This window comes from Novosphingobium capsulatum NBRC 12533 (assembly GCF_001598375.1).
Lineage (GTDB): Bacteria > Pseudomonadota > Alphaproteobacteria > Sphingomonadales > Sphingomonadaceae > Novosphingobium > Novosphingobium capsulatum.
Map to the genome: position 1 here is coordinate 216,140 of NZ_BCYV01000005.1, position 22,160 is coordinate 238,299.

A 22,160-nucleotide genomic window follows, 5' to 3' on the forward strand; every position below is an offset into this window, starting at 1 on the left:
CTATTCGGCAATCACCAGTTGCACGCCGGCGTCGCGTATTGCGGCGGCGGCGGCGGCGGGAATGCCGGCGTCGGTGATGAGGGTGTCAACCTCGTCCAGCCCGCACACGATCGTGCCCGAACGGGTGGTGAACTTGCTGCTGTCGACCAGCAGGATCACCTGTTCGGCGCGGTCGATCAGGCGGCGTTCTGCTGCCACCAGCACGACATCGGCCTGCATGACGCCGGCCGCGCCCACCGACGCTGCGCCCATGAACAGCTTGGGCGCATGAAAGCGTGGCATCGATTCCTCGCCCGCCGCGGCCAGGATGATGTTCTGTTCGCGAAACACCGCGCCCGATGGCACCAGGATGCGCGTGCCGGGCTGCGGCAGCAGCGCGTTGACGATATAGAGCGAGTTGGTCAGCACCTGGAGATCGAGCCCGGCCAGATGCGGGCACATCTGCAAGGTGGTGGTACCGCCATCGAGCATGATGCCTTCGCCGGGCTGGCATAGCGACGCGGCTGCCCGGCCGATCGCCTGCTTGGCCGCAAGGTTTTCCGTAATGGCCTGTTCGAACGGCGTGCCCGACAGGTGAAAGCCGACCGGGCGGGCAGGCGCCTCGGCGCCATCAGCCAGACGCGCGCCGCCATGCACGCGCACGATGCGCCCCTCGCTTTCCAGGCGCGACAGATCACGCCGGATCGTGGCGGGAGAGGCATCGAGCATCGCCTCGAGATCGCGATAGCTCACGAAACCCGTGGGGCCGATCGCTTCGACGATCAACCGTTCGCGTTCCGCTGCATGCATGGCCTTGGCTCGTCCCTTCTCAATCCCGGCAAACCACGGCTTATGCCCGCCCGCGCGCTCAAAAGCCATCATCTTCGCGCATCGCGCGCGCGTCATGTGGCGGCCTGCAGCATGTTGCCCGCGCCGATCACCACGGTGGCGCCGACCAGCAGGGCGATGCCGCTCCACACGATGGTGCGGGTGCGTGCACTGGTGCCCTGCCATTCCTTGAGGGCAAAGCCCCACAGCGTGGAAAACAGGATGATCGAGGCCATGTGCAGGGTCCATGATGAGAAGCCGTACTTGCCCATCTGGCTTTCGCCCATGGTGTAGAAGAAGAACTGACCATACCACAGCGTGCCGCCCAGCGCGGCGAGGGCATAGTTGCGCAACAGCGGTGCGCGCCCGGTGCCGTCACTGGCCGCGCCCAGGAACTGCCCGGCGCTGCGGTTGCGCGCGATCAGGATCAGGCACCAGACTAGGTTGGTGGTCAGCCCGCCAGCGAGCACGACACACAGCACTGGCAGCCCCTGGCTGAGCGGATCGGTGCCAGCGGCGAGGGTCAGATCGCGGATCGGCTGCCCGGCATCAAGGCCCCAGGCAAAGCAACCGGACATGACACCGGAAAAGATCGCGATCAGGATGCCTTTCTTGAGGTCGAATTCGGCCACGCCCACACTGGCGGTGCCGCCCAGGTCACGCTGCTTGGCGCTGCCCGCGCGGGCGACGACGACGATGCCGATGAGCGTGATGGCAATGCCCAGCAGCGTCAGCTTGCCGCTGGTGGTGGCGGCAATATCACCCAGCGTGCCGTGGAAGATCGGCGGGCCCATCGTGCCGATCACGGTGGTGAGGCCCAGCGCCACGGCCATGCCCAGCGACAGGCCAAGATAGCGCATGGTGAGGCCAAAGGTCAGCCCGCCAAAGCCCCACATCGCGCCCCAGAACCAACACCACAGCAAAGTCTGGCGCGGCGCGGCGGCGAGCACGCCAAGCAGATCATGCGTGCGCAGCGAGGCAAACAGCCAAGGCGCGATCGCCCACGAGAACAGCCCGCCCGCCAGCCAGAACACCTCCCACGACCAGCGGCTGATCCGCTTGTACGGCACATAGAAACTGGCCGAGGAAAAGCCCCCCAGCCAGTGAAACAGCACGCCCAGTGCCGGATTTCCGCCCATCGTCGTTGCTTCCTCTCGTGTTTCTTATCGTGGTGTCAGGCCGGTTGGGAAATGGCGGCGTGCCAGGCGGCGCGATAGGCGGCGATATCGCCTTCCAGCGGCGCGACCGGGACCAGTTCACCCTGTGGCTTGAGCGTGGGATCGATCAGGCGCAGCGCGCCGAACGACACGTCGTTGTGGGCATTGGCGGTATAGACCGCCAGGTCTGGGCGCAGTGCCGCCAGCGCGCGGACGAATACCTCTGCCTCGGCAAAGCGGCCTTCGACCAGAAGGTGGCCCCTGGCGCCGATCAGGCCGAGCGAGATATCGGCAACCAGTGCAGCATAGAGGCACGCGGCAGCGCGGCGGCCGTACCAGTCGCGCGGCTGGCCGATCCAGCCAAACGTGCCATGGGGCAGCGGGCCAAAGCCACGGCACAGCGTGGGCAGGATCATCGTGCCGTCGCGCAGGATATCGGGCACGGCGGCGAGCAGCGCGGGCTGATCGGGTTTGATATCGACCCGGCGCGTGTCGATCTCGATCAGGCTTTCGATCTCGCGCCCCCCCATGAACCGGGCAGAGGGCACGGGCTGGCCAAACACGTCGACATTGACCAGGCAATCGCGCGCTTCGGGCAGGGCGGCAAGATCAAATGCCCCGCGCGCCAGGCGCATGGCGATGAACCAGGTGCCGGTGGACAGGATCGTGGCATCCTGTCCGGCCAACTGGTCAAAGCCGCGCGCGGCCATCAGCGCGGCATTGGAATCGTGCAGCCCGGCAAGCACCCGCGTGGTGGCAGGCAGCCCGGTCGCGCGTGCCAGGCGCGGAGAGAGCAAGCCGACTTGCGCCGATGCGGGCACCACCGGGGCAAACTGATCGGCCCAGCCGCGCCGCGCCGCCATGGGCGCTAACGTGCCTTGGGCGGGGCTCCAAACATCGGAATGGCAGCCCAGGCTCGACACTTCGCTCGTGGCCGTACCGGTCAGGAACCACGCCCAATATTGCGCCCATGGCATCAGCGTGGCGCGGGTGGGGCCACCGGCAGCAAAGGCGGCGGGATAGAGCTGTTCGAGCCAGAACAACTGGCTGCCCAGGTTGAGGCCATCGGGCAGGGCGGGGGAGCCGGTGATGGCAAAGGCATCGCGCTGCGCTCGATAGGCGGCCATCACATCGTCGGGGATCGGCTGTTCGTAATCGAGCGGGGGAAACGCCAGCGCGCCCTGCGCCACGCCAACCACGCCCGCGCCGTGTCCCACTGGCACGATCGTGTCGATCGGCGCATCGAGCGGGAATGCGGCAAATTCGCGCAAGGCGCCGATCAGCCATTCGCCGATGCCTTGCGCATCGAGCCGGCGTAGCCCGTCGATCTCGATCGGGGCGTTGGGCCGCACCTTGCGATCGAGCAGCGTGCCATCGGGGCGCCACAGGCTGACCTTGCTGAGCGTCTTGCCCAGATCGATGACGATGATGCTGCCCCGTGCCAAGCCACTCGCTCTCCGTTTGGTGGCGCCCGATAGGAGAATCTCCGTCGCTGACGCCTTGTGTGGAAATGATCAATATCAATCATTCTTGATCAATTCCACCAAAAATGTTAGCAGCCCTGCGACGCGATGCAATCATCCTGGTTGTGCCGCCCCACGTTCACCGGCCAATCGGGCAGCGACTCGATGGCCCAATCCACGCAGGATGCCATGACCGTCGAAACGCTTGTTGCCGCAGACGCCGCCATTCCTTTTGCCGTGCCGACCAGCCGCTGGGACGATGCCCATGCCGCCACGCTGTCGCCGGCAGAGCTGCTGCTCTATCGTTCCAACCTGCTGGGTTCAGACCTGACGGTGACCAATTTTGGCGGGGGCAATACCTCGGCCAAGCTCACGCAAACCGATCCGTTGAGTGGCGCTGCGGTCGAGGTGCTGTGGGTCAAGGGTTCGGGTGGTGACATCGGCTCGATGAAGCTCGATGGCTTTGCCACGCTCTATCAGGAAAAGCTGCTGGGCCTGGAAGCGCACTATGCCGGGCCTGACGATGACGACAAGATGGTCGGCTATCTGCCGCATTGCACGTTCAACCTGAACGGGCGCGCGGCCAGCATCGATACGCCGCTGCACTCGCTGCTGCCGTTCGCCCATGTCGACCATGTGCATCCCGATGCGATCATTGCGTTGGCGGCCTCTTCGGGCGGCGAAGCGGCGACGCAGGAAATCTGGGGCGGCAAGATCGGCTGGCTGCCGTGGAAGCGCCCCGGCTATACGCTGGGCGTGATGTTGCGCGATTATGTGCGGGCCAATCCGCAAGTCGAAGGCGTGATGCTGGCCGGCCATGGCATCATCTGCTGGGCCGACAGCGCCAAGGCCTGTTACGAGCACACCGTGCAGCTGATTGCCGATGCCGCGAACTATCTCAACGGCAAGCTGGCGGCCAAGCCGGCGTTTGGCGGGCAGAAGGTGGCGCCGAACCCGGATCGCGCGACCATCGCGGCCGACCTGATGCCGCGCCTGCGTGGTTTCATGACCGGTGCGCGCCGCAAGCTGGGTCACTGGTCTGACGATGCCGAGGCGCTGGAATTTGCCGGGTCGGTTGAGTTCGAACGCCTTGCTGCGCTCGGCACCTCGTGCCCCGATCACTTCCTGCGCACCAAGATCGCGCCGCTGACGCTCGACCCGGCGCGTCTTCAGGATGACGCCTATCTGGCCGAAAAGATTGCTGATTACCGGGCGATGTATGCGGCCTATTACGAACGCTGCAAGCGCGCCAACAGCCCGGCGATGCGCGATTCCAACCCGGTCGTCGTGCTCGTGCCCGGCGTCGGCCGCATCACGTTCGCCACCGACAAGACCACTGCGCGCCTGGCCGGTGAATTCTATGGCAACGCCATCAACGTGATGCGCGGGGCCGAAGCGATTGGCGAATATATCGCGCTCGATGAGCAGGAAGCGTTCGACATCGAATACTGGCTGCTCGAAGAAGCCAAGCTGCAGCGCATGCCGGCGCCCAAGCCGATGGTCGGCAAGATCGCGCTGGTTACCGGCGGTGCCGGTGGCATTGGTGCGGCCACCGCCGCCCGCTTCCTGCGCGAAGGCGCCTGCGTTGTCCTGGCCGACCGGGATGCCTCCGCCGCCGAAGACGTACGCGCGGGGTTTGCCAAGCAGTTTGGCAAGGACGTCGTTCGTGCCGTGGCTTGCGACGTGACCGATGAAGCCCAGGTGCAGGCGGCCTTCGCCTATGCCGCGCGCGAGTTCGGCGGGCTCGATATCCTCGTCGCCAACGCCGGCATTGCTTCGTCCGCACCGATCGAGCAGACGACGCTGGAGCTGTGGGACCGCAACTTCGACGTGCTTGCCCAGGGCTATTTCCTTACCGCCAAGCACGCCTGGGGCTTGCTCAAGCGGATGAAGGAACAGGGCGGCACTTCAGTCGTGTTCATCGGGTCGAAGAACGCGGTGGCCGCCGCCGCCGGGGCTTCTGCCTATGCCAGCGCCAAGGCTGCGGCCAACCACTTGGCCCGCTGTCTTGCCCTGGAAGGCGCGCCCGAAGGCATTCGCGTCAACGTCGTGAACCCTGATGCGGTGATCAAGGGCAGCAAGATCTGGGACGGCGACTGGCGCAAGGAACGCGCGGCCTCGAACAAGATCGACGCTGGCGAGGAACTGGAAGCGCACTATCGCAACCGCTCGATGCTCAAGCGCGACGTGCTGCCCGAAGACATCGCCGAGGCGGCCTATTGGCTGGGTTCGGAAGCATCGGCCAAGTCGACCGGCAACATGATCAATGTGGACGCCGGCAACGTTCAGGCTTTCACGCGCTGAGCATTCGGGAGAGAACAAGACAATGACACAGTTGCCCCTGTCGGCCGATCTCATCGCCGAAGCCAATGCCCGCCATGCCGAGGCGCTGGACGAAGACTATGATGCGCTGGGCCGCAAGCTGGCCCGCACCGGCATCGATATAGATGCCGTGCTGGGCCGCGTCGCCAGCTTTTCCGTGGCGGTGCCCAGCTGGGGCGCGGGCCGGGGCGGCACGCGCTTTGCCAAGTTTCCCATTCCCGGGGAGCCGACCAATATCCACGAAAAGCTGGAGGATTGCGCCGTCATCAACCAGCTTTCGCGGGTGACTCCGCGCGTATCGCCGCACTTTCCGTGGGATAAGGTGAGCGACTTTGCTGCGCTGCGCGAAGAAGCCGCCGCGCTGGGCCTGGGCTGGGACGCGGTCAATTCCAACACGTTCCAGGATCAGCCGGGCCAGGCGCATACCTACGCCAACGGCTCGCTTTCGGCGCAGGATACCGCCACCCGCCAGCAGGCGGTGGAACACAACATCGAATGCATCGAGATCGGCCAGCAGCTGGGTTCGACCGACCTGACGGTGTGGGTGGGCGATGGCACCAACTTCCCCGGCCAGCAGGACTTTGCCCGCAGCCTGGATCGCTATCTCGATGCCGCTTCGCAGGTCTATGCCGCGCTGCCCGACGATTGGCGCATGCTGCTGGAACACAAGATGTTCGAGCCGGCGTTCTATTCCACGGTGATTTCCGATTGGGGCAGCTCGATCCTGGCGGCGCAGGAACTGGGGCCCAAGGCCAAGTGCCTGGTCGACCTGGGCCACCATGCGCCCAACGTGAACATCGAGCAGATCGTGGCGCGGCTGCACCGCTTCGGCAAGCTCGGCGGCTTCCATTTCAACGATAGCAAGTATGGCGATGATGATCTCGATTCCGGATCGATCAACCCGCACCAGCTGTTCCTGGTGTTCAACGAACTGGTCGAGGCCGAGCTGAACCCGCGCGACGGTTTCAATCCGAGCTATATGATCGACCAGTCGCACAACGTGACCGATCCGATCGAATCCATGCTGTCTTCGGCTGAGGCCATCACCGGCTGCTTTGCCAAGGCTTTGCTGGTCGATCGCGATGCGCTGCATGCGGCGCAAGAAAGCAACGACACGATGATGGCGTTCCAGGCGCTGCGCCGCGCCTATTCGATCGACGTGGCGCCGATCCTAGCCAAGGCGCGCGTGGCCGCCGGCGGCGCGATCGACGTGCTGGAAGCCTATCGCCTGAGCCAGTATCGCGCGCGCAAGGCGCAGGAACGCAGAGCGGTGGGGCTGGGCGCCGGCATCGTCTGACCCAGCGCCGTGCATGATGGCGGCGCGCGACCGGGGCTGGGGGCGAAGCGCGCCAACCCCTTGCCCTGCCGGGCCAAATGGCCAAAACCGAAAACGGATTTCCCAGGAGAGAATTGCATGATCGAGCCGGCGCTTTGCCGCATCCGCACCGCCCTGCTGCTGGCCAGCGCACTTGCCGGCGTGGGTGCTGGCCTTGGCAGCGGCAGCGTGGCCATGGCGGCACCCGATCCGGCGCCGCCGGTGCCGGGCGTGGCGGCGGTGCATGCCGGCACGGCCGTGCCGCTCGATCTGCAGTTCCGCGATCCGCCTGCCTCGGCCCGGCCGCGGGTGTGGTGGCACTGGATGAACGGCAATGTCACCAAGGATGGCATCGCCAAGGACATCGACTGGATGAGCCGCATGGGTATCGGCGGCCTCCAGGCATTTGACGCCGGGTTGATGACGCCGCAGGTGGTCGATCACCGCCTGGTGTTCATGTCGCCGGAATGGAAGGACGCGTTCCGTTTTGCGGCCTATACCGCCGACGCGCGCGGGCTTGAACTGGCCATTGCCTCCTCGCCCGGCTGGTCGGAAACCGGCGGGCCTTGGGTGCAGCCTGCCGATGCGCTCAAGAAAGTGGTGTGGAGCGAAACCGTGGTGCCCGGTGGCGCCGCGCCGACCGCGCCGCTGCCAGCGCCGCCGCGCGTGACTGGCACGTTCCAGGATATGGAACTGAACGACCCGCTGGCGGCGCTGACCAAGGAAGGCCCGGAACAGGCGCACGAATTCTATGCCGACGTGGCCGTGCTGGCGGTGCCGGTGGATGCCGGCCAGGTTGATTTGCCTGTGCCGGCCATCACCGGCCCGGATGGCAAGCCGCTCGACGCCGCGGCGTTGACCGGTGACAGCTTCGCCAAGCGGCAGATGCTTCCCCACGGCAGCGCCGAGCAGCCGTCGATCGTGGTGGCACGGTTTGCCCGGCCGCAGACCGTGCGCGGCGTCAGCCTGTTCATGGCCGGGGCCAAGGCGATGTTTGCCGGCGCCGTGGTGGCGCCGCGCCTGGAAGCGAGCAGCGACGGCACGACCTGGACCAAGGTGGCCGATATCCCGGTGTCGAATGCGCCAACCTCGGTGAGCTTTGCCCCGGTTACCGCCAGCCAGTTCCGCGTGGTCCTGGCGCCGCTGCCGTTCAAGGGCTCGAACCTGGGCGATCCGGCGCCGGGTGCCGCCACCGACGTGGGCTTCATGAAGATGATGTCCGCTGGCGCCACCGCGCCGTTCGATCTGCGCCACTTCCGCCTCTATGCCCAGCCGCGGGTTGACCGGTTCGAGGCCAAGGCCGGCTTTGCCGTGGAGCAGGACTATTACGCGCTGGGCACGCCCGATGCTGCCGCCACTGGGACCGATGCGGCCAAGGTGGTGAACCTGACCGGCAAGCTGCGCCCCGATGGCACGCTCGATTGGACACCGCCGGCCGGCAGCGCCTGGCGCATTCTGCGCTTTGGCACCAGCCTGCTGGGCACGACCAACCACCCGGCCGCGCCCGAGGCCACCGGGCTGGAAGTGGACAAGTTCGATGGCGCGGCAGTGCGGCGCTATCTGACGCATTATCTGGGCATGTATCGCGATGCCGCCGGCGCAGACCTGATCGGGCGGCGCGGGGTTACCGCGCTGTTGACCGACTCCATCGAAGTGGGGGCGGCCAACTGGACGCCCAAGATGATCGACCAGTTCAAGCGCCTGCGCGGCTATGATCCCACGCCCTGGCTGCCGACGCTGGCCGGCGTATTGATCGGAAGCCGTGCCGATGCTGATCGCTTTCTTTACGACTGGCGCCGCACCCTGGCGGATCTGCTCGCCTCGGAACACTATGGCATGGTCGCCCAGGTGGCGCACGAAAACGGCCTCAAGGTCTATGGCGAGGCGCTGGAAGACAACCGCCCGATGCTGGGCGACGACATGGCGATGCGCGCCCGCGCCGATGTGCCGATGGCCGCGCTGTGGACCTTTTCGCGCCAGGCTGGCCCAAACCCCAGCTATCTGGCCGACATGAAGGGCGCGGCTTCTGTCGCGCATGTCTATGGCCAGAACCTGGTCGCGGCCGAATCCATGACCTCGGCACTGGCGCCCTGGGCCTATACGCCCAAGGACCTGCGCCGGATTATCGACCTGGAATTCGTCAGCGGGATCAACCGCCCGGTGGTGCACACCTCGGTCCATCAGCCCACCGATGACAAGGTGCCCGGGCTTTCGCTGATGATCTTTGGCCAGTTCTTCAACCGCCACGAAAGCTGGGCGGAAATGGCCCGGCCCTGGGTGGATTACATGGCGCGCAATTCGCTGCTGTTGCAGCAGGGGCGCAACGTGGCCGATGTCGCCTATTTCTATGGCGAGGAAGCGCCGCTGACCGGCCTCTATGGCAAGGCGCCGGTGGCCGATGCGCCCAAGGCCAACGCCTATGACTTCGTCAATGCCGATGCGCTGGGCGGCGTGCTGCTCAACCAGGGCAACGAACTCGTCAGCCAGGGTGGGGCACGCTATCGCGCGGTCTACCTGGGTGGCTCATCGCGGATGATGACGCTCAAGACCCTGCGCCGGCTGGCCGAACTGGTCGATGGCGGGGCCAGCGTGATTGGCCTGGCGCCGCAGGGATCGCCGGCGCTCGATGATGCGCAACCTGCCAACGCGGCGCAGTGGCAGCAGCTGGTGGCGCGGCTGTGGCCCGGCAGCGGCGATGCCATGGTGGGCAAGGGCCGGGTGATCGCGCTGGCTGACGTGGACGCGGGCCTGGCGCGGCTGGGCGTTGCGCCCGATTTCCGCCTGGTCGGCGCGAGCGACGCGCAAGTGCCGTTCGTGCATCGCCAGTTGGCCGATGGCGACGCGTGGTTCCTGGTCAACCGCCTCGATCGCAACGAAACGTTCGAGGCGCATTTCCGCGTGACCGGCAAGCAGCCTGAATTGTGGCATGCCGACAGCGGCAAGGTAGAGCCGGTTTCCTGGCGCAGCGAGAATGGCGAAACCATCGTGCCGTTGACCCTGGCGGCAGAGGAATCGGTGTTCGTCGTGTTCCGCAAGGCGACGACCGCCACCCACGGCGAGGTACGCGCCAGCCATGATGTGCCGCTGGGGCCCCTGGCCGGCAAGCCCGGCACCGGCTGGACGGTGGCGTTCCAGGCGGGACGCGGCGCGCCGGCGACACTGGCTATGCCCACGCTGGCGCGGCTCGACCAGAATGCCGACGCTGGGGTGCGCTATTTCTCGGGCATGGCCACCTATGCCCGCACGTTCCGCCTGCCCAAGGGCTGGAAGAAGGGCCAGGCACTGTGGCTCGATCTGGGGGAGGTGCACGACATTGCCGAGGTCACGGTCAACGGCCAGACGCTGGGCACGCAATGGCATGCGCCCTATCGCTTTGACGTGGGCAGCGCGGTGCACAACGGCAACAACACGATCGCCGTGCGTGTCGCCAACAGCTGGGTCAACCGCCTGATCGGCGATGCCCAGCCCGGCGCCACGAAGGTAACCTGGACGGCGATCCCGACCTACAATGCCGATGCGCCGCTGCGCCCATCGGGCCTGGTGGGGCCGGTGGTGCTGGGCACTACCCACTGACGCGGGGGCACTGAACCCCGTTTCAGGCCTCGGGCAGGGGCGGGGCGATCGAGTCCCGCTCCACCAGGTGATAGGGCAGCAGGCGCAGCGCGGGCGCCGCATCACCCTCGCGGTCCATCAGCAGGCTGGCGGCGGCATAGCTCATTTCCTGGATCGGCTGGTAAACCGTGGTGAGGTAGGGCCAGACCGACCGCGCCACCCAGCTATCGTCAAACCCGCAGATCGACACATCGCGCGGCACGGCAAGGCCGGCCCGCGAACAGGCAACCAGCGCGCCGGCCGCCGAATCGTCGTTGGTGGCAAAGATGGCGGTGGGGCGCGGGGTGTGTGCCAGCAGATCGGCCCCGGCGCTGATGCCGCCTTCAAACGAAAACCCGCCGTTGGCTTCCACCACCGGGCCGGTGTGGCCGAGGTCGGCCAGGGCGGCAAGAAAGCCAAGGCGGCGGCGCGCGGCGGCGCCATGGTTGGGCGGCCCGGTCAGCACGCCAAAGCGGCGATGCCCGGCTTGCCACAGCATCTGCGCCACGGCCGCCCCGGCGGCCGTATCGTCCATGCCGATGCCCGGCGCCTCCAGGCTGGGCTTTTCCGGTGCGACGCGCACATGGCGCACGCCCTGTTCGCGCAGGAAATCGAGCACCACTGGCAGATCGGCCAGCGGCGGGGTCAACACAAAGCCATCGCAGCGTCCGTTGCGCAGCAATGCGGCAAGATCAGCCACGATCTCGGCATCGGGACGGGCCGAATCGATACGGTCGATGCGCAGGTGATACTGGTTGTCGACACAGGCCTGATAGGCGCCGGCCTGGATTTTCATCGTGTAGTTGGGGCTGGGATTGTCGAACAGCACGCTGATGATGAACGAGCGCGCCCCGGCCAGGGAGCGCGCCGCCAGATCGGGGACATAGTCCAGATCGGCAATCGCCTTTTCCACCTTGATACGCAGCGTATCAGATACATGCGGCTCGCGGTTGATCACACGCGACACGCTCTTGAGCGACACCCCGGCATGCCGCGCCACATCGTTCATCGTGATGTTACCCGTCGCGCGGCCGGCTGTGGTGGGTGCCGCATCGTTGTCGTCGTCGGCGCTACTGGCGGTTGCAGAGGGGCGGTGGCTTTGCGCGGGATCGGGCATGGGCCAAGCTATGAACGCAATTGTCCGGCAAGCCAACCTGAACAGGTAATTGACAACGCTGACAAGCGGCGGCACGATAACGGAGAACAAGCAGGTGGCGCTGTGGCCACCAACGGGAAGGGTGCATGACGATGGGCAGGAGATTTCTTTCGGCCGTGGCGCTGGCTGCGGTCGGAGCAGGGCTGGCGCAGGGTTCGGCCCAGGCGCAGGCGCCAAGCAGCGCGCCGGTCGACATGACCGCGGCGCAGGCACGGGCCGATCAGACCGTCAAGGCAATGCAGCCGGACGAGCGCACCACGTTGACCCACGGCATCATGGCCATCCAGCTGTTTCCCGGTGCCCCGCCGATCCCGGCTGACGCGGTGCCAGGCGCCGGTTACATCGCCGGGTTGCCACGCCTGGGTGTGCCTGCGCTCAAGGAAACCGACGCAAGCCTTGGTGTCGCGTGGGTTTCGGGTGCGCGCAAGCGGGGCGCGACAGCGTTGCCATCGGGCATTGCCCAGGCGGCGAGCTGGGACCCGGCAGTGATGCAGGCCGGCGGCGCGATGATTGGCGCCGAGGCGCGCGCCAGCGGCTTCAACGTGCTGCTGGCGGGCGGCGTCAATCTGACGCGCGATCCCCGCAACGGGCGCACGTTCGAATACCTGTCGGAAGACCCGCTGCTGTCGGGCATGCTGGTGGGCGCGGCGATCCGGGGCATCCAGTCCAACAATATCATTTCCACGATCAAGCACTTCGCGCTCAATGGCCAGGAAACCGGGCGCCAGTTCGTGGACATCCAGATCGGCAACGCCGCGGCGCGTGAAAGCGATCTGCTGGCTTTCCAGATCGGCATCGAACAGGGCCAGCCCGGCTCGGTCATGTGCGCCTATAACCGCGTCAACGGTAATCGCGCGTGCGACAACAGCTGGCTGCTCAACACCGTGCTCAAGCGCGATTGGGGCTACAAGGGCTTTGTCATGTCTGACTGGGGCGCGGTGCCTGGGCTCGATGCAGCGATGGCCGGGCTCGATCAGCAATCGGGCGAACAGCTCGACAAGGCGGTCTATTTCGGCAGCAAGCTGGCGGAAAAGGCGGCGACCGACAAGGCCTGGGCCGCGCGCCTGGCCGACATGAACCGCCGCGTGCTGACCGCGATCTATGCCACCGGCGTCGACAAGAACCCGGTAACCCCGGGCGGCCAGTGGGATGCCGCGGCGCATGCGGCCGTTGCCGAACAGACGGCGATTGCCGGCATGGTCCTGCTGCGCAACCAGAACAACGCCCTGCCGCTGCTGCGTGATGCCAAGAGCGTGGCGGTGATCGGCGGCTATGCCGACGGCGGCGTGCTGTCGGGCGGCGGGTCGAGCCAGGTTCAGGGCGATGGCGGGCCGGTGGTGTCACGCCCGGTGCTGGCTGGCGGCATGTTTGCCGGGATCATGCAGCAGCAGTTCCACCGCTCCAGCCCGCTCGATGCGATCAAGGCGCGGGTGCCGCAGGCGGCCATCCATTTCCGCGATGGGCGCTATATCGCCGATGCGGTAGAGGCGGCGCGCCGGTCTGACGTGGCGATTGTGTTTGCCACCGAATGGCGCACCGAAGGGCTCGATCAGCCCGATCTGTCCTTGCCCGATGGCCAGGATGCGCTGATCGCAGCTGTGGCCGCCGCCAATCCGCGCACGATCGTGGTGCTGGAAACCGGTGGCCCGGTGGCGATGCCGTGGCTGGACCAGACCGCCGCCGTGCTCGAAGCGTGGTATCCCGGCGCGCGCGGGGGCGAGGCGATCGCCAAGGTGCTGTTTGGAGAGGCCAACCCCGGTGGGCGTCTGCCGGTCACGTTCCCCGCCAGCGTGGCGCAACTGCCCCGGCCCAAGCTCGATGGCAGCGATACGCTCGATCCTGATTTCATGGGCAACCCGCCCACGCCAACCACCACGCTCAAGGCCGACTACAATATCGAGGGTTCGGACGTGGGCTATCGCTGGTTTGCCCGCACCGGGGCCAAGCCGCTGTTCCCGTTCGGCTATGGCCTGAGCTACACCAGCTTTGCCCAGGATGGGCTGAGCGTGGATGGCAAGACCGCGCGCTTCACCCTGCGCAACACGGGCAAGGTGGCGGGCGATGATGTCGGCCAGGTCTATCTGGTCGATCGCGCCGGCACGGCCAAGCGCCGCCTCGTCGGCTTTGCCCGCGTGCATCTCGCGCCCGGCGAAAGCAGGACTGTCAGCGTGACGATCGACCAGCGCCTGCTCGCCGATTGGCGGGACGATGGCAAGGGCAGCGGCGGCTGGACGCTGCCGGCGGGCAACTATGGCTTTGCGCTGGGCAGCGATGCGCAGACGCTGGGGCAGGTGGTGACGGTGCGCCTGGCGGCGCGCAACTGGAAGGATTGAAGATCATGACCTTTCGCAAAACGCTGATGCTGTCAGGATTGATGCTTGCTGGCGCGCTGTCGCTGCCGGGCGCTACGCTTGCCAAGGCTGCGCCAGCGGCGCCTGCCGCACCGACGGTAATGGTGGCCCAGGGCGCCTTGGTGGGTGCGGTGGAAGGCACCGTCGCCAGTTTCAAGGGCATTCCCTATGCCGCGCCGCCGGTGGGCGATCTGCGCTGGCGTGCGCCACAGCCGGCTGCGGCATGGAGCGCGCCGCGCGATGCCACGCACTATGGCCACGATTGCGCGCAGGCGCCGTTCCCGCCCGATGCCGCGCCGATCCGCACCCAGCCGGCCGAGGACTGCCTCTATCTCAACGTGTGGAAGCCGGCGGGCGCGGCCGCCAATGCGCGGCTGCCGGTGATGGTGTGGGTGCATGGCGGCGGTTTCGTCAACGGCGGCACCTCGCCAGCGGTCTATTCTGGCGCAGCCTTTGCGCGCGATGGCGTGGTCCTGGTCAGCCTCAACTACCGGCTCGGCCGCTTCGGCTTCTTCGCCCATCCCGCGCTCAAGGATGAAGGGCTGGGCGGCAACTTCGGCTTCCTCGACCAGATCGCCGCGCTCAAGTGGGTGCAGGCCAATGTCGCCGCATTCGGCGGTGATCCGGCCAACGTTACCGTGTTCGGCGAAAGCGCGGGCGGCATGAGCATGCACATGCTGCTGCAATCACCGCTGGCGCGCGGACTGTTTGCCCGCGCGATCATCGAATCCGGCGGGGGGCGCGATGGCACCCTGCCGATGCCGACGATGGCCCGTGCGGCCAAGATCGGCGCCGATTTTGCCCCCGGCCTCGATGCCGCCGCCCTGCGCGCGCTGCCCGAGGAAAAGGTGACCGGCAACCTCAGCATGATGACCATGGCGCAGACCGGCTATTCCGGGCCCATGGTGGATGGGCAAACGATCGTGGGCGCGTCCAACGATGCCGCCGCCGCCGGCATCGATGCGCCGGTGCCGGTGATGATCGGCGCCAATTCGGCCGATGGTTTCCCGATGACGACCGACAAGGCCGCTATCTTTGCCACCTATGGCGCCGATGCCGACAAAGCGCGCGCGCTCTATGATCCCCAGGGCACGACCAGCGGCCTGATCTTGGGCACGATGACCAGCGCCGATCGCATGTTCATCGAGCCGGCGCGCACCATCGCGCGCACGCTGGCCCCGCGTCAGCCGGTCTATCTCTATCGCTTTGCCTATGCCCATCCCGAGCCGCTCGAAAAGATGGGCGGCGCGCCGCATGCCTCGGAACTGCCCTATGTGTTTGACAGCCTGGCCGGGCGCACCACGCCCAAGGCCATCGCCGCCGAACAGCCCGTGGCCGATCTGACGCACAAGATGTGGGTGGCGTTTGCCAAGACCGGGCGCCCCGATGGCCTGCCCGGCCTGGCGCCCTGGCCCAAGGTGACGCCCACCGACACGACCGTCCACCTGATCACCGCAGCAGGCGCCACGCAGGTAGAAGATCCCTATCGCGCGCGGATCGATTTCGTGGAGCAGCGGATCAAGCCATAAGACCCCGATCCCGGTGCAGCAAAAACGCTGCTGCACCGGGATATTCAAGCGTTGGCGTTGACATTCGCGCGCAACCGGCTTTTTGTATTTCCCATGCTCTCGCAAAAAACGCGTTATACGATCCGTGCCCTGCAGCATCTGTCCGACACGTTTGGACAAGGCCCGGTGCGGCTTGACGCGATTGCCGAGGCGCAGAATATCCCGCGCAAGTTCCTGACCGTCATCCTGTCGGAAATGGCCCGCGAAGGCGTGGTGGTTTCACAGCGCGGTCGCGACGGCGGCTATGAACTGGCGCTGCCCCCGGTGGACATCCGCTATGGCGACATCATCCGCCTGACGCGCGGCAGCCTGGCCCTGGTGCCCTGCGCCAGCCGCAACGCCCACGAACACTGCGCCAACTGCCTGCCCGAGGCCGATTGCCGCCTGCGCGGGCTGATGATCCGCCTGCGCGATGAAATGGCAGACATGCTGGACAAGGTCACCCTGGCCGACGCGATCACGCTGGTCCCGCCGTTCGAGGAAATTGGGGCCGAGGGCTGAAACGCCCGTCCCAGCGTCACCCCGGACGTGATCCGGGGTTTCGCTGCCTGTGCACCGTCCAGAAAAAGCGGGATTCCGGGTCCAGCCCAGGATGACGAACGATCGGGGCATTCCCGGAAAAATGCAATCAACCGCAACTTTTGCGGGGCCCGCGCAACCTTCGCTTGGCGAGTGCCAAGCCGCTGGCTATAGGACGGCGCATGACCCTTCCTGCTTCTGGCCGCAGCCCGCTGCGCATCGCCGTTCTTGCCGCCGCCACTGTTGCCATGGGCCTGACCGCAGGGTGCGCGGGCGGGGGCAAGGCCAAGAAGGACGTGGCCTATGTCGCCCGCGACGTGGACACGCTCTACATGACGGCCAAGGACCGGCTGGACAAGGGCGACGCCAAGCAGGCCGCCGCGCTGTTCGACGAAGTGGAGCGCCAGCATCCCTATTCGCCCTGGGCCCGCCGCGCGCAGCTGATGGGCGCGTTCAGCTATTACGTGGCGCGCGACTATGCCAAGTCGGTGCAGACCGCGCAGCGCTTCCTGTCGATCCACCCCGGCAACAAGGACGCGCCCTATGCCTATTACCTGGTGGCGCTGTGCTATTACGAGCAGATCAGCGACGTCACCCGCGACCAGAAGATCACCCAGCAGGCGCTGACCGCGCTGACCGAAGTGATCCGCCGCTATCCCAACACCGACTATGCCACCGACGCCCGCCTCAAGCTTGACCTGGTGAACGACCACCTGGCCGGCAAGGAAATGGAAGTGGGCCGCTTTTACGAAAAGAGCGGCAAGTGGCTGGCCGGCACGCTGCGCTTCCGCGTGGTGATCGACAAGTACCAGACCACCAGCCACACGCCCGAGGCGCTGTTCCGCCTGGTCGAATGCTACCTGGCCCTGGGCATCCGCGACGAAGCCCAGAAGACCGCCGCCGTGCTGGGCGCCAACTATCCCGGCAGCGAATGGTACAAGCGCGCCTTCAAGCTGATGAACGCCAAGGGCGACGATATCAGCGCGGTGTGATTTGGGGCGCAGATTGTGAAGTTAGAGAAGGGCGCCTGCGGGGCGCCCTTTTTTTGGGGTGGGATGGCGCCCTCAAAGCAGACGTTCGTCGAGCAAAGCGACGGCGCCGAAATCAGCAATCTGTTGAGAAAAGGCACTATCACCCTCCCGAACGGCCTATCGCCAGAAGGGGCCAACATTGCGCAGTGATAACGGCAACCAGTGCAGTTGCTTTGACATCACCGATTTCTACTTCATGCCTTTGCGACCTTGAGTGCAATCACATTACCGACCAAGCGCTTGGATGCGTTTTGCGCCGCAAAAGCAACCACAACATAACAAAGAAACAGTCCGCCCATGAAGGTTGGAAGACTCAATTGAGGCGTTGTTTTCAGAAAAAGAAGGAGCGGCGTTGCCAAAAAGAGCATCAATAGAACCACAGTGCACTCCCTCAGGATCAAGAATCTCCTGTGATTATCCGCAATTCCTGGATCGCTCTCCACCGATTTGAACCACCGATACCACAGGGCATTCTCTTCACTTGCCGTCAAAGACTGCCTAGGAAGAAGTATCTGCAAATCAACGGGATCAATGCGCTGATCTGCTGGTGCTATCACCGAAAACGCGCGGCACCCGGGTACTCGATCACGCCAGCGCCAGAAAACCAGCATTTCCTTGATCGGGCGAGGCACAATCTCTTGGAGAAGCAGAACGCCCAAGCCAGCAAGCCCGGCTAAGCTTGCGTGCTGGACGAAAGACTGGATTTGATTGACGGACGTGATCCCGGCGATTCCAGCAAAAAAGCAATAAGCAACGATGATCGGGGAAAGGTATTTCGTCCCGATGCCTTTCTTCAAGGATTCGGCCATATGCTTCAGCGCCTTCCAACAGACCTTTGAACCGCGAAAATAAGCGGAAAACTCTACGCCCTCGCTGGCTCAAGCGTATACTCTGTTTCGACCGTCAGAGTTCCAAAATAACCTTTGAATTTATCTTGCTTCTCATCAGAAATTTTCTTTGCAAGATCGTGGTTAAAATAATTTTCGTTTGAAACGTAGATGTGAACCTTGTCATCCGACAGATCGAAAGTGATATCTCCAGCCATATTCTGGGTGATTTTCTCGTAGCCGGTGTAATAATGAAGGTGGCGCGATGCAGCCTCACCGATAACAATGATCTGCGGGTCCAGCTTTTCAAGCCAGCTATCCGGGATCTTACCCGATTTGCGACCATGGTGAGCAGCAAAGACGATGGTCGTCTTGGGCAGCTCGATAGCATCAACGATGTTTTCCATGAAATCAGTCTCGAGATCGCCCAGCCACATGACGCTCGCGCCGCCATTAAGCGAGTACCTCAGCACCGCAGAGGTGTTATTATAGCTTTCCCCAGCGTCGCATGCCGCCAGAGCATCAATAAAGTGCTGATTCTTCAAATCGGGCCAGAGTATGGTGATTCCGGCGCCAGACCGGGTGTCATCGTTCGAATTCAACCACTTCCGGCGCGAACCCTTTTCGATGTAGAAGGCCTTGTTACCATCTCGCAGTTCGCAATACCGCTGGAACGAGACCGTGTCCTGATCTTTGAGTGCCTGATTTTTTACAACATAGAAATTCGCGATCGGCATGGCATCGTCGAGAATTTCGATGCCACCAAAATGATCTTCATCAGGGTGGGTGCAAATGAAGCGGGTAATGCCCTTGCCCGCTGATTCACTCTTGAGCTCGGCGATGATGCAGCCGGCATTTTCCTCTGAAAGATCACAATCAATTATGGTGAAGCTATCGCTGCCATGCTTGATATAGAACATGTCGCCGCTGCCCACGGCGAAACTCTTGACGACCGACATAAGCCCCCCCTTCGGATAATCTCTATGTTGGCGTGAAGAATGGCATTGCAAGAGGTCTTAAGATTTTTTCAGAACCAGAGCATTCCCCGCTCTTACTTCGATTCATGTTGGTTGACGCGCGGGGCGCAAACCGTGCTGCCAGTCTAATCGCAACATGTCTCCGATTGACGCAGTTAGACCCCATGCCCCTGCCGATCAAGCGGCGAGCCTCATGGTCCTTCGAGTGTCTATTCCTAACCGTATGAATGATGAGCAGTTTGGGCCGATCCGCGCGCTAAAGGCGACTTACCGGTTCGTCCCCGAAAACAGCCATTCCCCCATCACCCCACTCACCCCCCATCCGTCATCATCCCCATCGTCCACTCCTGATCATAATCCACCTCTCCCGCCACCGCATGCCCCGCAGCATCCCGCGCCGGGCGGAAGCGGAAGCGTTGTAGGACGAGGGCGCAGGTGGTGGTGTCGAGCGCGGCGTTGTGGCTCGATTGCGTGATGTGGCAGGCGCTGGGGCGGCCTTGTGGAGTTACCGCTATGGTGACGGAAGTGGTGCCCTGGGCGTGCGCTTCGCGCGCGGCGAGGGGATAGTCTGACGATTTGATCTTGCCGCTGGTCCATTCCGGGTCGCTGCCGCCAGCGCCGTCACCGTTTCCGCTGGCGCCCGAGCCTGTGCCATTGCCGCTGCCACCAGCGCCGCTGCCGGGGCCGGGCGTGGGCGCGGCGCCGTTGTGGCTTTGCGTGCCGAGCGCCACTTGCGGGGCGACGGGGATCGGTGGCGGTGGGGCGTGGATGACCAGCGGGGCATAGACCGGCGCGGCCTTGGCGCGCAGGGCAGGGGGGGCAGACTTGCCGCTGGGCCGATGATGACGACTGGGTGGTGGTGGCGGCGGTTGCGCGGGTGGCGGCGGCGGGTTGAGCCGGACTGCCGTCAGCCAGTCGCGGGTGGCCTGGCGCAGGCCCGCCGGCTGGGCGAGGCCGAGCCATAGGGCAATGGCAAGGCCCACTTCGATGCCGGCGGCGATGCCGGCAGAGATGAGCCGGGATGATCGGGTCTGCGTGGCGGAAAAGGCCATGGTTGGCACGCTAGGCCACGCAGCCCCAGATCGATTAGCGGCAGCGCTTCTTGGCGGTGAGCGTGCGGTCGATCGCGCGGCCACCCAGGGCGCCGCCAACGGCACCCGCGACGATGCCCACCGGGCCGCCGATCAGGGCATGGCCGAGCAGCGCGCCACCGGCGCCACCAGCCACCAGGCCAGTCGTGCCGCTGGAGTGACGGCACCAGCGATAGTGCGCCCGCGACGAATAGTGGTGGCGGGCAAACGCCGGCGTCGCGTCGATCGCGGTGAGGCCGAACGCCGCGACAATCGCGGGGGCCAGCGCGAGCTTGCGGTTGAATGAGCGCATGATTGTGTCCTTCCCGTTGTTACAATCCAGCAATAATGCCAGGGGTAACGACCGAAGTGGCAGTTGGTTCACGCCACGGGCGATGAAATCTCTGTAATGATCACAAGCCTTTGTAATAGACCGTAAAGTTATGGTTCAGGCAGCGTCCTGGCGCACCCATACGCTCACACTGCCGCCCTCGCACCGCACGGCCAGCGCCCCCTGGTCATCCGCCACGCATTCACCCTGGGCGTGGCCCAACCAATCGACGAACGTGGCGCCGGCGTGATCGGGGCCAAGCTCTGCCGTGAGCGTGGCGGGTTCGCCATTGCTGAGGATCACCACGCAGCCCGGGGCATCGGCCGTGCCATGGCGGATGAAGCCGATGCAGGTGGGGCTGTCGAACAGGTCGGTCTGGGCGCCATGGGCAAAGCGCTGGCGCGCCTGGGTCAGCCGGGCAAGGCAGGCAACCGGGGCAAGGGTAATGTCGTAGTTCTCCCCGTCGCCGCCGGTGTCTGAATAGCTGGCGCCATAGAGATCGGGGTGGAACAGGCAGGGCACGCCGCCTTCGCGCAGCAGGATAAGGGCATAGGCCAGCGGCTTGAACCAGTCTTCCACCGGCGCCTCCAGCGCCTGAAGCGGCTGGGTGTCGTGGTTGGCAACCAGGGTAACGGCGTGTTCGGGCAGGCTTTGCACCAGCGTGCCGTCAAAGATCGTACGCAGATCGTAATCGGCGCCGGCGTGCGATGCGTCGGAGAAATGGTGGACGAGAGCGGCATCGAACAGTGACAGCTGGTGATCGACGCGATCGAGATAGGTGTGCAGCGCCGCCAGATCGGGTTGCCAGTATTCGGCCACCACGAACAGATCGGGGCTGATGGCCTCACGGCAATGGCCCACCCAATCGCGGAAGAACCAGGCGGGAATGTGCTTTGCCGCATCCAGCCGGAAACCATCGACCGCCACCTGGTCTGCCAGCCAGCGACCCCAGAACTTGAGCTCCTCATAGACCGCGCGATTGCGGAATTCTACATCGGCACCCATCAGGAAATCGAAGTTGCCGAGTTCCTCGTCCACCTCTTCGTTCCATTCGCCATCGCCATACTGGTTGACCAGGCGAAACACGCCGTCTTCCTGCGGGTCTTCGATGCGGTCCACTCCGCTGAAGCACTTGTGATCCCATATGAAGCGTGAGTGCGCACCAGCGCGACCGGGAAAGGTGAAGCGGGTGTGGGTCGTGGCGTCGAACGCCTCGTCCTCGATCTGCGTGCGGTCGTCCGGGTTGGTACGGCGCACGCTGACGCGCTCGGTCTCGTCGGCTCCCATCTTGTGATCGAACACCACATCGTGGATCACGCGCAGGCCCTGTTCGCGCAGCGCCGCGCAGGCTGCTTCCAGCGCGGCGCGGGTGCCGTATTTGGTGGGCACGGTGCCCTTCTGGTCAAACTCGCCCAGATCGAACAGGTCGTAGGTATCGTAGCCTACCGAACTGGTGCCGCTGGCGCCCTTGTAGGCGGGCGGCAGCCACACGTCGGTCACGCCCATCTCGGCCAGGCCCGGCGCGGCGCGGGCGGTATCGTCCCACAGCGCGCCTTCGGGAAGATACCAATGGAACATCTGAATCAGGGTGCGCTGCGACATGGGAAGCTCCGATGGGAGAAAGCTTCCCGGCAAATGCTTCAGCGCGGGATTGGTTGCAGTGCATCATCGGGCA

General features: G+C 65.0%; 16 protein-coding genes. 7 read left to right on the forward strand and 9 right to left on the reverse strand.

Features of this window, described 5'->3' with window-relative positions; all coding sequences use genetic code 11:
• The 3 genes from SCA01S_RS02720 to SCA01S_RS02730 form a co-directional block, all read right to left on the reverse strand.
• Entirely contained in the window at positions 1 to 789 is a 789-nt protein-coding gene (locus tag SCA01S_RS02720; protein ID WP_062783011.1) for a DeoR/GlpR family DNA-binding transcription regulator, read from the reverse strand.
• A 92-nt stretch (positions 790 to 881) separates the two neighbouring features.
• Positions 882 to 1,946 (reverse strand): L-rhamnose/proton symporter RhaT, encoded by a 1,065-nt coding sequence (gene rhaT / locus SCA01S_RS02725; protein WP_062782601.1) that lies wholly within the window; start codon positions 1,944 to 1,946, stop codon positions 882 to 884.
• 35 nt (positions 1,947 to 1,981) lie between these two features.
• Positions 1,982 to 3,409 (reverse strand): FGGY-family carbohydrate kinase, encoded by a 1,428-nt coding sequence (locus tag SCA01S_RS02730; protein WP_157088838.1) that lies wholly within the window; start codon positions 3,407 to 3,409, stop codon positions 1,982 to 1,984.
• Between the two features lie 207 nt (positions 3,410 to 3,616).
• Between SCA01S_RS02730 and SCA01S_RS02735 the strand changes: the two genes are divergently transcribed.
• From SCA01S_RS02735 to SCA01S_RS02745, 3 genes are all read left to right on the forward strand, one after another.
• A complete protein-coding gene (locus SCA01S_RS02735) occupies positions 3,617 to 5,731 on the forward strand; it encodes a bifunctional rhamnulose-1-phosphate aldolase/short-chain dehydrogenase (protein WP_062783013.1) in 2,115 nt (704 codons plus the stop codon).
• Positions 5,732 to 5,753: 22 nt separating this feature from the next.
• Positions 5,754 to 7,046: an L-rhamnose catabolism isomerase gene (rhaI, locus tag SCA01S_RS02740; RefSeq protein WP_062782606.1), complete on the forward strand. Its 1,293-nt coding sequence runs from the start codon at positions 5,754 to 5,756 to the stop codon at positions 7,044 to 7,046.
• Between the two features lie 117 nt (positions 7,047 to 7,163).
• Positions 7,164 to 10,637, forward strand: a complete 3,474-nt coding sequence (locus tag SCA01S_RS02745; protein ID WP_245652413.1) for a glycosyl hydrolase — start codon at positions 7,164 to 7,166, stop codon at positions 10,635 to 10,637.
• A gap of 22 nt (positions 10,638 to 10,659) precedes the next feature.
• Here SCA01S_RS02745 and SCA01S_RS02750 read toward each other — a convergent pair whose 3' ends face one another.
• Positions 10,660 to 11,772: a LacI family DNA-binding transcriptional regulator gene (locus SCA01S_RS02750; protein WP_054131051.1), complete on the reverse strand. Its 1,113-nt coding sequence runs from the start codon at positions 11,770 to 11,772 to the stop codon at positions 10,660 to 10,662.
• Positions 11,773 to 11,897: 125 nt separating this feature from the next.
• On the opposite strand from SCA01S_RS02750, the gene SCA01S_RS02755 reads away from it, so the two are divergent.
• The 4 genes from SCA01S_RS02755 (at position 11,898) to SCA01S_RS02770 (ending at position 17,241) form a co-directional block, all read left to right on the forward strand.
• Entirely contained in the window at positions 11,898 to 14,144 is a 2,247-nt protein-coding gene (locus tag SCA01S_RS02755; protein WP_412103040.1) for a beta-glucosidase family protein, read from the forward strand.
• Positions 14,145 to 14,149: 5 nt separating this feature from the next.
• Positions 14,150 to 15,691 carry a carboxylesterase/lipase family protein gene (locus SCA01S_RS02760; protein ID WP_245652414.1) on the forward strand — a complete coding sequence of 514 codons (1,542 nt, stop codon included), beginning with the start codon at positions 14,150 to 14,152 and terminating at the stop codon, positions 15,689 to 15,691.
• 93 nt (positions 15,692 to 15,784) lie between these two features.
• The gene (locus SCA01S_RS02765; protein ID WP_062782609.1) at positions 15,785 to 16,231 is read left to right on the forward strand and encodes an RrF2 family transcriptional regulator; all 447 of its coding nucleotides are present in this window, start codon (positions 15,785 to 15,787) and stop codon (positions 16,229 to 16,231) included.
• Positions 16,232 to 16,431: 200 nt separating this feature from the next.
• On the forward strand, positions 16,432 to 17,241 hold the full coding sequence (locus SCA01S_RS02770; RefSeq protein ID WP_022677032.1) for an outer membrane protein assembly factor BamD: 810 nt from the start codon (positions 16,432 to 16,434) through the stop codon (positions 17,239 to 17,241).
• A 233-nt stretch (positions 17,242 to 17,474) separates the two neighbouring features.
• Here SCA01S_RS02770 and SCA01S_RS02775 read toward each other — a convergent pair whose 3' ends face one another.
• The 5 genes from SCA01S_RS02775 to amyA all read right to left on the reverse strand — a co-directional run bounded on the left by SCA01S_RS02775 (position 17,475) and on the right by amyA (position 22,087).
• Positions 17,475 to 18,089: a hypothetical protein gene (locus SCA01S_RS02775; protein ID WP_062782612.1), complete on the reverse strand. Its 615-nt coding sequence runs from the start codon at positions 18,087 to 18,089 to the stop codon at positions 17,475 to 17,477.
• 53 nt (positions 18,090 to 18,142) lie between these two features.
• The gene (locus SCA01S_RS02780; protein ID WP_062782615.1) at positions 18,143 to 19,066 is read right to left on the reverse strand and encodes a ComEC/Rec2 family competence protein; all 924 of its coding nucleotides are present in this window, start codon (positions 19,064 to 19,066) and stop codon (positions 18,143 to 18,145) included.
• A gap of 329 nt (positions 19,067 to 19,395) precedes the next feature.
• Entirely contained in the window at positions 19,396 to 20,136 is a 741-nt protein-coding gene (locus tag SCA01S_RS02785; protein WP_062782618.1) for a TonB family protein, read from the reverse strand.
• Positions 20,137 to 20,170: 34 nt separating this feature from the next.
• Positions 20,171 to 20,467: a hypothetical protein gene (locus SCA01S_RS02790; RefSeq protein ID WP_054131054.1), complete on the reverse strand. Its 297-nt coding sequence runs from the start codon at positions 20,465 to 20,467 to the stop codon at positions 20,171 to 20,173.
• A 135-nt stretch (positions 20,468 to 20,602) separates the two neighbouring features.
• Positions 20,603 to 22,087: an alpha-amylase gene (gene amyA / locus SCA01S_RS02795; protein WP_062782620.1), complete on the reverse strand. Its 1,485-nt coding sequence runs from the start codon at positions 22,085 to 22,087 to the stop codon at positions 20,603 to 20,605.
• Between the last annotated feature and the right edge of the window lie 73 nt (positions 22,088 to 22,160).

Coding starts and splice junctions, on each gene's coding strand:
- amyA (WP_062782620.1), bottom strand. CDS start 22,087: ATGTCGCAGCGCACCCTGATTCAGATGTTCCATTGGTATCTTCCCGAA.
- SCA01S_RS02785 (WP_062782618.1), bottom strand. CDS start 20,136: ATGGCCTTTTCCGCCACGCAGACCCGATCATCCCGGCTCATCTCTGCC.
- rhaT (WP_062782601.1), bottom strand. CDS start 1,946: ATGGGCGGAAATCCGGCACTGGGCGTGCTGTTTCACTGGCTGGGGGGC.
- SCA01S_RS02720 (WP_062783011.1), bottom strand. CDS start 789: ATGCATGCAGCGGAACGCGAACGGTTGATCGTCGAAGCGATCGGCCCC.
- rhaI (WP_062782606.1), top strand. CDS start 5,754: ATGACACAGTTGCCCCTGTCGGCCGATCTCATCGCCGAAGCCAATGCC.
- SCA01S_RS02755 (WP_412103040.1), top strand. CDS start 11,898: ATGACGATGGGCAGGAGATTTCTTTCGGCCGTGGCGCTGGCTGCGGTC.
- SCA01S_RS02780 (WP_062782615.1), bottom strand. CDS start 19,066: ATGTCGGTCGTCAAGAGTTTCGCCGTGGGCAGCGGCGACATGTTCTAT.
- SCA01S_RS02770 (WP_022677032.1), top strand. CDS start 16,432: ATGACCCTTCCTGCTTCTGGCCGCAGCCCGCTGCGCATCGCCGTTCTT.
- SCA01S_RS02790 (WP_054131054.1), bottom strand. CDS start 20,467: ATGCGCTCATTCAACCGCAAGCTCGCGCTGGCCCCCGCGATTGTCGCG.
- SCA01S_RS02750 (WP_054131051.1), bottom strand. CDS start 11,772: ATGCCCGATCCCGCGCAAAGCCACCGCCCCTCTGCAACCGCCAGTAGC.
- SCA01S_RS02760 (WP_245652414.1), top strand. CDS start 14,150: ATGACCTTTCGCAAAACGCTGATGCTGTCAGGATTGATGCTTGCTGGC.
- SCA01S_RS02735 (WP_062783013.1), top strand. CDS start 3,617: ATGACCGTCGAAACGCTTGTTGCCGCAGACGCCGCCATTCCTTTTGCC.
- SCA01S_RS02745 (WP_245652413.1), top strand. CDS start 7,164: ATGATCGAGCCGGCGCTTTGCCGCATCCGCACCGCCCTGCTGCTGGCC.
- SCA01S_RS02775 (WP_062782612.1), bottom strand. CDS start 18,089: ATGGCCGAATCCTTGAAGAAAGGCATCGGGACGAAATACCTTTCCCCG.
- SCA01S_RS02765 (WP_062782609.1), top strand. CDS start 15,785: ATGCTCTCGCAAAAAACGCGTTATACGATCCGTGCCCTGCAGCATCTG.